The organism is Brevibacillus sp. FW306-2-1A-C05A (genome assembly GCF_058781555.1).
This window is the reverse complement of record NZ_JBYSWV010000084.1, coordinates 1-10870: the sequence shown is the minus strand read 5'-3', so window position 1 is coordinate 10870 and position 10870 is coordinate 1. Positions and strand designations below refer to the sequence as shown.

Sequence of the window (10870 nt, the reverse complement as noted above, 5' to 3'; positions counted from 1 at the left end):
AGGGGGCGGGAAGCGGCTGGCTCACCAGGCAAACAAAAACGGCTGCGCCCGCGACCGCTCGATGCAGCTCGTCAGACACAACCACCTGACCCAAGCAAACACACCCCCGCTGTCACGCTGAGCCGTGGCATGCGGGGGTGTTGCCATTTCTTTATTCACTCCGGGATTGCTGCTGCCTCGTCTCCATCAGCCGCCTGACCCGCTCCGTCGGGGTCCAGCATTGGAAGCGATAGTCTGGCCGCGTCTCGTAGGTGAGGCGCGAACAGCGGTAGGTCACGACGCCTGGCGCTTTTTCCACGCGAAAATGAATACAGGTCGCACAGCAATGAAACGCATTGTCCGCCTCCATCCCTGCCCCTCCCTATCTCCCGAGCTTCCACGGAAACAGCGAAAGCTGCTCGTAGCGCTCTTTTTGCGGTTCGGCAAAATTGGAAAAGCCAACGCCCACCAGTCTGACACCTTGCGAGTAATCAAACGCATCGAGCAAATCGTCCAGCAGCTCCTGCCAGTTGGCCCCGGCGACTGCCTTGTGCTGCTTCGTTCTTTGCGTAAAATCGGCGTACTTGATCTTGAGCGTGATCGTTTGCGGCTCGACCCCTTCCTGGCGCACGTCCTCCTCGACCTCCCGCAACAGGGAAAGGGCAATCGGCGCGATGGACTCGCGGTCGTACAAATCAAACGACAGCGTCGTCTCCCGGCTGGTCGATTTCGGCGCGCGGTCCATCACGATCTCGCGGCTGTCTTCTCCCCTGGCCCGGTCATACAGGGAACGGCCGAACTTGCCGAATAGCTGCACAACCTCATCCAGCGAAAGCTGCCAAAAGTCCTCCACTGTCTTGATGCCTTTTCTTTCGAGCAGCTCCTGCGACTTTTTGCCGACACCGTGAAGCGTCCCGATCGGCAACGGGCGCAGTACGTCCAATGCCTGCTCGGGCCGGATGATGACAAAGGCGTCCGGCTTTTTCAAATCGCTGGCGATCTTGGCGAGCGACATATTATAAGAAAGCCCGATGCTACACGTAAGTCCCGTCTCCTGTTTGATCCGTCTCTTCAGCTCGCGGGCAACCGGCACGGCATTTTCGTAGTCGGACACATCCAGGTACGCCTCGTCGAGACCGACTGTTTGGTAGCGTGTTGTATAGGAAGTAAAAATTTCTCTGACTTCTGCGGATTTTTCGACATAGCGGCTGTAGCGGACGGGCAGGTACACCCCTTGCGGACATTTTTTCCGCGCCAGCGCAACGGGCATGGCAGAGCGCACCCCGTATTTGCGCGCCTCGTAGCTGCACGTCGAGACGACTCCGCGGTTGGCAGTGCCGCCTACGATCACAGGCTTGCCGCGCAATTCTGGCCGATCCAGTTGCTCTACACTGGCGAAAAAAGCGTCGATATCCAGATGAAGGATTTTTTTCATGACGGATAACCACCAAACATACATTCTCATTTGTATTATCCCTGTTTTGCTCCTTCGACGCAAGCGGTGGATCGCTCCCAGAGTCGCTCCGCGCTTACTGCCCGTGCGCTTCGAGCACTGCCAGCAGCTCGGATACGGGCGGATTGCCTTTTTTCGCGTACACGATCGTCCCGTCCCTGCCGATGATGTAGACGATGCGCTGCTGGAAAAACAGGCCGAGAATTTTCCCTACATCATATGCTTCGCGAATCTTTTGACCTTCGTCTGCGATCAGCGGAAAATCGTAATGGAACTTTTCCGCAAACGACTGCTTTTTGCCCAACTCGCCCGGATTGACGCCAAAGACAGCCGTGTTTTTCTGCTGCAATCTCGCGTAGTTGTCCTGAAGCGCGCACAACTGCTTGGTGCACACAGGCGTGTCGTCCCCCGGGTAAAAAACGAGGACGACCGTCTGCTTGCCGACGTACTCTCCCAGGTCAACCGGACCTTTTGTGCTGTCTGCCGTAAAGACAGGGGCTTTTGCTCCCACTTTCAACATCGCTCTCACCTCTTGGGACCAGTATAACATCGGTTTGGGCGGGGCTTACATGGCTACGAGCACCCGCATGAAAAAAACCGCCCTGCTGGCAGCAGGACGGCTGTCTGTTCACCTGTCGATTATTTCGCTTGCAGCTTCTGCTGCTTTACCCGGGCAATAAATGCCTCGGCGATTTTCAACATCTGGCTGTCGTGCGACCACATCCGCTCTGGATGCCACTGCACGCCGATAGATAGCCCGTCGAGGCTCTCGATTGCCTCAATCACTCCGTCAGCCGCGCATGCTGTCATCTGGAAGCCTGGCGCTACGTCTTTGACAGCCTGGTGGTGCGAGGTGTTTACCAGCACCTCCTGCTGCCCAAGAGCGTCCGCCAAAAAGCCGGGCTTGAGCGTGACCTTGTGTGCGCCGTATTGGCGGGAACCTTTTTGCGCATGCTGGAAGGCTCCCGGAACCTGGCTTGGAATGTCCTGAATGAGTGTGCCGCCACACGCTACATTCAAAATCTGCATTCCCCGGCAAATGCCCAAGATCGGCTTTTTCAGCTCCAATGCCAGCTTAATCACAGCCAGTTCGGCCAAATCCCGCTCGTATTCGATGTTTCCAAGCCCTTGCAGCGGCTCTTCCCCGTACAGATGCGGGGCAGGATCGTCGCCGCCAGTCAGGATCAGCCCGTCCAGCGATTCGATCATCTCCCGGAACGGCGCTTCCTGTACAGTCAGCAGCGGCAGGATGAGCGGAATGCCGCCTGCGCGGGCCACTCCGTCCACGTAGCCGGACCCGACATAGAAAAACTGGTCGAGGTGGTTATTCGGCAAATACATTTTCGTACACGCGACACCAATAATCGGACGCACGCCAAGTCACTCCCTTATGGCTACCTTAGTCTGTTTACTTGACATTCGATGCGTATTTGAAGTCGATGAACCCGAGGGCGTCCACGACGACGTCTTTTACGCTGTCCTGCTTCACCCAGGCATACGTGAAGTAGTAGATCGGCAGCGCCGGCATTTCGTCCATGACGATGGCGTCCGCCTTTTTCAAGATTTCCTTGCGTTTTGCCGGGTCGCCTTCTTTGGCAGACTGTGCGAGCAGGTCGAGGAACTCTTTGTTTTCCCACTTCGACGTGTTCAAACCGCCCTTGAACACTTCGAGGAAGTTGATCGGATCGTTGAAGTCGCCAATCCAGCTTGCGCGGCCAATGGTGAAGTTACCTTCCTTCATTTGCTCGCGGTGCACCTTGTTTTCCTTGTTCACCAGCTTGACTTCGATGCCGAACGCTTTGCGCCATTGGTCCTGGATCACCGTCGCAATGCGCTGGTTCACCTCTGTCGTATTGTAGGAGATAGTCAGCTCAGGCAGCTCGGTCAAGCCCGCTTCCTTCATGCCTTCTGCCAGCAGCTTTTTCGCTGTCTCCACGTCGCCGTCCTTGATGTAGCCATCCGGGTTGAGCGCCATGGTCGGCGGGAGGATTCCGGTCGCTGGCGTGCTCTTGAACGGCACGACGCTTTCGGAAATTTCCTTGCGGTTGACGGCTGTGGCAAACGCTTGGCGAATTTTTTTGTTGTCAAACGGCTTTTGCGTCGTATTGAAGATGTACCAGTACGTGCCTGCCGTCGCTTGCGTCTGCATTTTTCCGGAATCTTTCAAGGCATCCAGGGCATCAAGCGGCAGGTCGCCCAGCGGAGAGCCGGCCCAGTCCAGATCGCCTTTTTCGAACATGGACAGCTCGGTGTTCGGGTCTTCAATCATGTTGATGGTCAGCGTGGACAAATGAACCGCGTCTTTATCCCAGTAGGAGTCGTTTTTGGCAAATTCGATTACCGATTTGTGCTCCCACTTTTTCAGGACGAACGGGCCGTTGCCGATGTACGTCTCCGGCTTGGCTGCCCAGTCCTTGTTCCCTTCCACCACTTTTTTATTGACCGGGAAATAAGTGACCGATGCCACCAGCTCCGGGAAGAACGGCGCCGGGTTTTCCAGCGTCACGACCAGCGTTTTGTCGTCAGTCGCCTTGACGCCGACATCCTCTGCCTTCGCCTTCTTGGCGTTGAACGCTTCCCCGTTTTTGAGATAGTACAACTGGTACGCATATCCGGAGGCTGTCTCGGGATCGAGCACCCGTTTCCACGCGTATTCAAAATCGTGGGCAGTTACCGGATCGCCGTTGGACCATTTGGTATCGCGCAGGTGAAACGTGTAAGTCAAGCCATCAGCGGATACTTCGTACTTTTCGGCGACCGCCTCTTTCAGCTCGCCCTTTTCATTCAGGCGCAAAAGGCCATCGAATGCTGCACGGGCCACAGACATGGAAGGGATATCTTCCGCCAGTCCAGGGTCAATCGAGTTCGGCTCGCCTGTGTTCAGGTTGACCTGCATCGTTTGGGGCGCTCTCGTCTGCTCCTGTTGCGCACCTTGCGGATTTTCCGTGGTGCCGGCTTGCGGCGCTCCACAGCCAGCAAACACCAGACTGGTCAGCAAAACGGCGCAAAATGATAGATTCTTCAACTTTTTCACAACAAAACCCCCATCTGTGGAATAATTCTTCTTGATTGTTAGGAGCATGACTAAATAATATTATCTTGAGAAAATTTTGTCTACACGAATAAAAAGGAGATGGGTCTTATGCTATCCGGTCTTTTTGCCCCTGTTTCAGAGCTGCTCGAAGCGGCTGGCGGCGAATGGGGAGTCTATCTGGAAGATTTACAGACAAACGAAAAGCTCGCCATCAACGAAAATCAGCGCTTCTACGCCGCGAGCGTCATCAAGGTGCCGATCATGGCCGCTGTGTTCGCCGAAGCCTACGCCGGCAAGCTCGCACTGGGAGACAAGCTCAAGCTGCGCCAGGAGGACCTCGTGGGCGGAGCAGGCGTCTTGCAGCACATGACGCCCGGGACGGAGTTCACCGTGTACGACCTCGTCACCTTGATGATTATCCAGAGCGACAACACCGCCACCAACATGATGATTGACCTCGTCGGGGCAGACAGCATTCGCAGCATCATGCGCAAAACCGGAATGGAAAACAGCTCCTTTTACAACAAGCTGATGGTCGTGCCAGCCGAGCTGGAAGGCTACAACGAGATTACGGCCGCAGACATCGCAAGCCACCTCCGCTACCTGGCGACGGGAAAAGTCATCTCCTACGACAGTTGCCTGAAAATGATCGCGATCTTAAAGCAGCAGCAGCATCGCGACCGCTTCCCGTTTCTTTTGCCCGATCCGGACGGCGAGATCATCGGGATGGTGCCGAAGTGGGAGTTTGCGAACAAGACAGGCTCGGTCACGAAAATCACGCATGATGTCGGAATTTTCTATACAGGACCGCACGCGATCAGCGTCTCCCTGCTCAACAAGGGCCTGGCCCAAAAGGATGCCGCCAGCGTCATGGCGCGCATCGGCCGCCTGCTGTACGATACGTACGGCCCGAAAGCATAAGCATCCTGTACACCGCTCGCCCGTTTTGCCGGGCGGGCTTTTTTTGGCTAGCGGTTGTGCCGTCCACGCGAAAAAACGGGTCTTCCTCTTCTTTGACGAAAAGGAATGACCCGCTCGCTTTTTACTTATCTTTTTCCAAAATCAGATTGGACACTTGCCATGCGCTGGAGAAAGACAGCTCGGAAAGCTGGCCTTGCCCTTCGCACCAGTCCCCTGCAAAGAACAGGTTGCGGTAGTCCGGGAAGAAGGTAGGCATTGGCTTTTGGTTCATCGTCCATTTGATTTCCTGGACAACGGCACGGGCAGATACGCGCGGTACAACCAGTTGCTCGCGCCAGCCCGGGAAGTGCTTGTCGTACAGATTTTCGATCTCCTGCTTGCGAATCTCCGCCGCTTCCTTGTTGCCTACGTCAGCCTGGCGCATGTAGGCTGTCGCCTGCAAAAGCTGTCCGCCCTCCGGCACGCAAGTACGGTCGTAGTAGGAGATGTCTGTGATGAAAATATTGTTTTGCTTGTCGTAGATGTAGGAGAACGGCACATCAATCCGCTCTTTCAGACCGATATCGTAAACCATGACGACTGTCGGCTCGTATTCTGCGTGCTGGGCAACCGCGTGCTCCAGGCGTGTTTCTGCGAATACTTTTACCAATTCTTTCGGCGGAATACAGCAGACGAACTCATCAGCCGTAAACTCGCCCTCCGGCGTCACCACTCCAACCACGCGATCATTTTCTACGAGAAACTTCTCTACTTTGTTCTTGAGCATGATCGTGCCCTGGTTTGCCTCGATTACGCGAACGAACTCGTTAATCAGCGCCTGCCAACCGCCGCCGATGTACGCAACAGGCTTGTTCGTCGTGAACAGGCGGCTGTAGTACGTGAAGAACACATCAGACGGAATTTTTTCCGGTTCACGCGTAAAGAAGTTGGAGGAGGCGAGCGTCAGCATCATGTCTTGCACGTCTTCGCTGACTTGCTTTTTCTCCATCCACTTCTGAATCGACATGTGCGGATGGCCCTTCTCCATTTTGAGCATCGTTTTCAAAATTTCAAACGTAAATAATACCTTGTCCATCCCTTTTAACAGCTTGGTTTGGAAAAGTCCTTGCACGTTGGAAGGAACGGCAGTCAAATCGCTCCCGATATCGTACTTTGCTTTTGTTGGATTGAAGTCTTGCCAGTCAATGTTGAGTCCGAGTTCTTTTTCAAACGTTCTCAAAACGGAGCTGTCGCGAGCATAAATGGCGTGCGCACCGAAGTTGAAGTTGAAGCCTTTGATCTTCAGTGTAACGGCACGTCCACCCAATTGTCCGCGCTCCAAAACCAAAACCTTTTTGCCTTTCGACGACAGGTAGGCGGCACTGGAAAGACCAGCCAGTCCGGCACCTACAATAACAACGTCATAGTGATTGGTTGTCATACACAATCTCCCCTACGCACTAGCGATGTTGATTACATGAGCTAAACCCTACAATAGAATAAGGGATGGATAAGGTGGAAGTCAACTATTATTGAACTGTGTCTATTTTTATACTGTCCGATACCATTTTTTACCTAGCATACGTGTGCTATGATGGGGAAAAAGGCAAAGGGGATGCCCGAAATGGACTGGAAGATCCCGATTCCTCCCGCGCAAAAAGAGGCAGGTTCGCTTCCTGCCATCCGCGAAAACAACGAGCCGATCGTTTCTCTCATGCAGTATGCCCCACAGCTTGAGGTATATCCAGCCTACTACCACGAAGGGCTTGCTTGCGCTATGGCGGACTGTCTCGTCCGAAGCTCGGTCGCAGACAGGCTGCTGCAAGCCGCAAAGCTGCTCCCCGCCAGTCTGCGGCTCGTCGTGCTGGACGGCTATCGCCCGCTTCAGGTGCAGCAAGCTTTGTACGACCGCTTCAAGCAGCAGCTTCTTGCCCAAGGCTGGACCGAGAGCGAGGAACTGTACGCCGAGCTGCACCGCTTTGTCGCCCGCCCTACTGCCGATCCGGCAAAACCGCCGCGCCATCTGACCGGAGGGGCTGTCGACCTGACGATTGCCGGCCCTGACGGCTGGCTTGTGATGGGGACCGCTTTTGACGACTTTTCAGAGCGCGCCTGTACCCGCTATTTCGAAACGCTCGCCGACATGTCCGATGCGGACCGGGAAGCACAGGCGAACCGCCGCCTGCTCTACCACGTCATGACTCGCGCCGGGTTTACCAACTACGCAGACGAATGGTGGCATTTTGACTACGGCAACCAGGCGTGGGCGGCCTGCACCGGAAGCGCCTGTGCCATATACGGCGGCGTGTAGCCCGGTTCTTTTTCCGCGCAAACAAAAAGAAGCCCTATCGCGGCCACCCCTCAAAAGGAAGCCGCGATAGAGCAGGCTAGTCGTTGCGTCTTGTCATCTGCTGCCAGACCGTACCGCTGGCTGCTTCCCCGCTCTCGATCCGCTGCACGGCCATTTGCACCTGCAAGCTGACTTCGAACTCAGGGTCGTTCTGGGCTGCGCGCAAGGCGTCCAGCGCCGTCTCGTCGCCCACTTCGAACAGGTAGCGGGCCGCACGCCAGCGCACCAGCTTGTTACGGTCTTTGAGCGCCTCGCACATCGGCCCAATCGCCCGCGGATCGCCCAGATCGGACAGCGTATCGCCTGCCGTGCGTCTCACGGACACGGAATCGTCGCGAAGCGCTTCGAACAACAGCGGGAACACTTCGTCGCCTCCGACCATCCCCAGGTAAACGACAGCGAGCCTGCGAATGGACGGCTTCGGATCGCGCAGCGCTTTTGCCAGAACAGGCAAGTCTTCCTCTGTCGGTTCCATGCGGTCCAGCGCTTCATAGCGTTTTTGCCAGTCCGGATCGTCGAGCATGCCCGGGGTGACGACCTTTTTCTCGCGCTCGACCACCTGCGGCGTCTCGCCCGGCCCGAGCAGCATCGCCTGCTGGACGAGCTCCTCCACGCGGCTCTGCGGATACGTCGCGTCGATCTCCTGCGCTACCTCCTCGCCGATCTCGCGCAAGTCGCCGTAACGGACACCGTGCTCGACCCATTTGCGCTCCATAATCAGGTTCGGGGAAGCAGACCCGGCCTGCACGGCAGCCTGTCCGAAACGCTCAGGCAAGGCGGCGCGAATCTGCTCCGTCCCCATCGTCACCTTGACCTGCATCGGGACGCCGCGAAACATCTGGATGAACACCTGCGCCTCCCCGTAAGCTCCCGCTTGCTCCGCAGAGACGACCGGAATCGCCGTTCCTTTTCCCGCCTGCAAAACTTCCCGCGCCTCCGTCAAAATGCGCTGCCAGTCGGCATTCGACTTCCGCTCCAGAGCCAGGAAGTCCGCCGTATGAAAAATCGACGTCACCCCGTCAATGGCCAGCAGCTCCCGCATCAGCTCCGGCGCTTTCTGCGCTTCTGTTTTTGTATAAACATGTTGCACGCCACCTGGCAGAGTCTCGTCCACGTTCAGCTTCATCACGTTGGGACTCGGCGTCGGTTCGATGGACAACAGTTTCATGCTTTCGTCACTCCTTTTTCCGCAATGCTACCTCCCTCCTATGGTAGCACGGAAGCGGCTTCGTTTGCCAACCTGCGGGTGCGGCAAAAGCAGTTTGCGGCTGGAAGCAGACCTAGAGCTTCAGCCTGTAGTAATCGTTGGCCGACTGCACGACAAAGCCGCACGACTCGTACAGCCCGAGCGCCCGGCTGTTTTCACAGGCGACCTCAAGGGAAATCTCTGCGAAGCCTTCAGCTTCGAGCAGCGCAATCGTCTGCGCCAGTGCCTGGCGGCCGTAGCCTTTGCCCTGTTCGTCGGGGTGGACGCAAAAGCCGTAGATGAACGCCTGCATGCCATTTTTGCTTACGCTGATTTTGCCGACCGCCCGTTCCTCTGCCAGCACCAGATACGTACTGGTACGAGGATCGTTCGCCATCTTCTCGTTCATCTCCCGTACCTGCGCTTCCTCCATCTGAAAACCGCGTACATCGAGCTGAATCAACGTCTCTTCATCCGCTGCGGTAGCAGGCCGCAGCCGCACAGCGTGACTCAAGGCTTCTCGTCCAGATTTTCCTAAATCCATCCAGTATTCCGAATACTCGTATGGGGCGCCGATTCGCTTCTGATAAGCGGCCCCTGCCTGCGATTTTTGCTGGACGATAAACAGCAGGGCCGGAATGCCCCGCTTGCGGCACTCTGCTTTAGCCCTGTGCTGCAGTCCGGTAAAAATCCCTTTTCTCCGGTGATCCGGATGGACCATGCCGCTGACCTCCGCCTCTTTGGCGTGGAACACATACAGGCCAAGATATCCGACCAGCTTGTTGTCCGCGTAACAGAGAAAGTCCTCTGTGTGCTCGCCCGAACGCTGTTCCAGCATGTTCGGGTTTATTTTCAAAGCAATGCCGTCATGCCCGTTGCAGATCACAGCCAGTTGGTTGACTTCCTCAAGCTGTGCTGCTGTCAGCGATTTGATTGCCACGATCTCGTATCCCATGCGACTCTCCCCCTTTTTTGAAGTCTTACCTCATCTCATCTTGTTAACTAGGTAATTAGATAAATCACGACTGAAATTATTAGACATGGCAAGCCAAAAAAGAAAAATATTTTAGCCGTTTCTTTTACCTTCTCATTTTCTTTTCGCATCTCATATTTATTGGCATTATTTTCACCAAGAACTTTTGAGGAATCAGGGTTAGACATGTGTTTACGATCAAGACCTAAATATGAACTGAAAATAACCCCTGATAATATTAGTCCCACTACACCAATAAAAAACTCATAAAGAACAAACGTTTTCAAAATGCTAATTTGAAAAAAAGAATATATGAAAACTAAAATCGAAATAATTAGGCTTGAAACTAGGCCGATCCTCATATTAATTCCTCCATCAAAAAGAAGGCGTCTCCCGCCTTCAATTGTTAGAATTTATCTACACTATTTTCTTTTAACGGCCACTCTTGACCAAGATTAAGGTTAAGTTTACTAGTGATTCTTTTTTCTTTCTTATAATTGTCTACAGATTTATTATGTTTAACTATTAATTTGTCCCCCTTTTCTTTTAGTTTATCTTTAAGTTCTGCTGGTATTTTTATAACTACATTTCCTTCTTTATCCTTTATATGAATTATTTCTTTTGACTCTTTAAGACCACCCGCTTTATTTATTTCTTCAACTATCTCGTACACTTCATCAGCCAATGGAACTGTAAGTCCAGTCAAACCGACGTAAACTCCCTCTCTATTTTTATCTAAGACTGTGACTGGAGCACCTACGATAATTTCTTGTTTTTGTTCAGCAAAAAGCTGTGATTCATTTTCTGCTTTGATATTGCTGCTTCCGAATGTTAGTAAAGCTGTAAACGCAATAACCCCTATTCCTGAAAGGACATATTTCCGCACAAAGTATTCCCCCTAATTAATATATTCAGCACCATTAGCGTTGCATAAAAAATGAATCCATCTATTGTCAAATTATTCTGAATGACATTTTCAACTTCACAACCAAAAA

The 10870-nt window shown here is 53.9% G+C and carries 12 protein-coding genes; 2 read left to right on the top strand and 10 right to left on the bottom strand.

Features of this window, described 5'->3' with window-relative positions; genetic code table 11:
* Positions 1-151 precede the first annotated feature (151 nt).
* The 5 genes from AC3WJN_RS25050 to AC3WJN_RS25030 all read right to left on the bottom strand — a co-directional run bounded on the left by AC3WJN_RS25050 (position 152) and on the right by AC3WJN_RS25030 (position 4466).
* The gene (locus AC3WJN_RS25050) at positions 152-349 is read right to left on the bottom strand and encodes a hypothetical protein (protein ID WP_005833187.1); all 198 of its coding nucleotides are present in this window, start codon (positions 347-349) and stop codon (positions 152-154) included.
* A gap of 12 nt (positions 350-361) precedes the next feature.
* Entirely contained in the window at positions 362-1414 is a 1053-nt protein-coding gene (locus tag AC3WJN_RS25045; protein WP_005833189.1) for a DNA polymerase IV, read from the bottom strand.
* Positions 1415-1508: 94 nt separating this feature from the next.
* Positions 1509-1952 carry a peroxiredoxin gene (locus AC3WJN_RS25040; protein ID WP_005833191.1) on the bottom strand — a complete coding sequence of 148 codons (444 nt, stop codon included), beginning with the start codon at positions 1950-1952 and terminating at the stop codon, positions 1509-1511.
* A gap of 119 nt (positions 1953-2071) precedes the next feature.
* Positions 2072-2806: a gamma-glutamyl-gamma-aminobutyrate hydrolase family protein gene (locus tag AC3WJN_RS25035; protein ID WP_007777446.1), complete on the bottom strand. Its 735-nt coding sequence runs from the start codon at positions 2804-2806 to the stop codon at positions 2072-2074.
* Between the two features lie 34 nt (positions 2807-2840).
* Complete coding sequence (locus AC3WJN_RS25030; RefSeq protein WP_005833194.1) at positions 2841-4466, bottom strand: peptide ABC transporter substrate-binding protein; 1626 nt, start codon at positions 4464-4466, stop codon at positions 2841-2843.
* 108 nt (positions 4467-4574) lie between these two features.
* Here AC3WJN_RS25030 and AC3WJN_RS25025 point away from each other — a divergent pair, with 108 nt between their 5' ends.
* Positions 4575-5387, top strand: coding sequence for a serine hydrolase (locus tag AC3WJN_RS25025; RefSeq protein WP_005833196.1), 813 nt, complete (start codon positions 4575-4577; stop codon positions 5385-5387).
* A 121-nt stretch (positions 5388-5508) separates the two neighbouring features.
* On the opposite strand, the gene AC3WJN_RS25020 is transcribed toward AC3WJN_RS25025, so the two are convergent.
* On the bottom strand, positions 5509-6807 hold the full coding sequence (locus AC3WJN_RS25020) for a phytoene desaturase family protein (protein WP_005833198.1): 1299 nt from the start codon (positions 6805-6807) through the stop codon (positions 5509-5511).
* Between the two features lie 183 nt (positions 6808-6990).
* Between AC3WJN_RS25020 and AC3WJN_RS25015 the strand changes: the two genes are divergently transcribed.
* A complete protein-coding gene (locus tag AC3WJN_RS25015; RefSeq protein ID WP_007777436.1) occupies positions 6991-7677 on the top strand; it encodes a M15 family metallopeptidase in 687 nt (228 codons plus the stop codon).
* Between the two features lie 76 nt (positions 7678-7753).
* Here the strand turns inward: AC3WJN_RS25015 and AC3WJN_RS25010 are convergent, their stop codons facing one another.
* The 4 genes from AC3WJN_RS25010 to AC3WJN_RS24995 all read right to left on the bottom strand — a co-directional run bounded on the left by AC3WJN_RS25010 (position 7754) and on the right by AC3WJN_RS24995 (position 10761).
* A complete protein-coding gene (locus AC3WJN_RS25010; protein ID WP_007777432.1) occupies positions 7754-8884 on the bottom strand; it encodes a virulence factor in 1131 nt (376 codons plus the stop codon).
* Between the two features lie 112 nt (positions 8885-8996).
* Positions 8997-9857, bottom strand: coding sequence for a GNAT family N-acetyltransferase (locus AC3WJN_RS25005; protein ID WP_007777429.1), 861 nt, complete (start codon positions 9855-9857; stop codon positions 8997-8999).
* A 47-nt stretch (positions 9858-9904) separates the two neighbouring features.
* Positions 9905-10237, bottom strand: a complete 333-nt coding sequence (locus AC3WJN_RS25000) for a hypothetical protein (protein ID WP_007777427.1) — start codon at positions 10235-10237, stop codon at positions 9905-9907.
* Between the two features lie 44 nt (positions 10238-10281).
* Complete coding sequence (locus AC3WJN_RS24995; RefSeq protein WP_005833204.1) at positions 10282-10761, bottom strand: hypothetical protein; 480 nt, start codon at positions 10759-10761, stop codon at positions 10282-10284.
* Positions 10762-10870 lie beyond the last annotated feature (109 nt).

Excerpts from the sequence above, each read along its gene's own strand:
- AC3WJN_RS25015 (WP_007777436.1), top strand. The coding sequence starts at position 6,991 with ATGGACTGGAAGATCCCGATTCCTCCCGCGCAAAAAGAGGCAGGTTCG.
- AC3WJN_RS25000 (WP_007777427.1), bottom strand. The coding sequence starts at position 10,237 with ATGAGGATCGGCCTAGTTTCAAGCCTAATTATTTCGATTTTAGTTTTC.
- AC3WJN_RS25050 (WP_005833187.1), bottom strand. The coding sequence starts at position 349 with ATGGAGGCGGACAATGCGTTTCATTGCTGTGCGACCTGTATTCATTTT.
- AC3WJN_RS25040 (WP_005833191.1), bottom strand. The coding sequence starts at position 1,952 with ATGTTGAAAGTGGGAGCAAAAGCCCCTGTCTTTACGGCAGACAGCACA.
- AC3WJN_RS25045 (WP_005833189.1), bottom strand. The coding sequence starts at position 1,414 with ATGAAAAAAATCCTTCATCTGGATATCGACGCTTTTTTCGCCAGTGTA.
- AC3WJN_RS25025 (WP_005833196.1), top strand. The coding sequence starts at position 4,575 with ATGCTATCCGGTCTTTTTGCCCCTGTTTCAGAGCTGCTCGAAGCGGCT.
- AC3WJN_RS25010 (WP_007777432.1), bottom strand. The coding sequence starts at position 8,884 with ATGAAACTGTTGTCCATCGAACCGACGCCGAGTCCCAACGTGATGAAG.
- AC3WJN_RS25020 (WP_005833198.1), bottom strand. The coding sequence starts at position 6,807 with ATGACAACCAATCACTATGACGTTGTTATTGTAGGTGCCGGACTGGCT.
- AC3WJN_RS25005 (WP_007777429.1), bottom strand. The coding sequence starts at position 9,857 with ATGGGATACGAGATCGTGGCAATCAAATCGCTGACAGCAGCACAGCTT.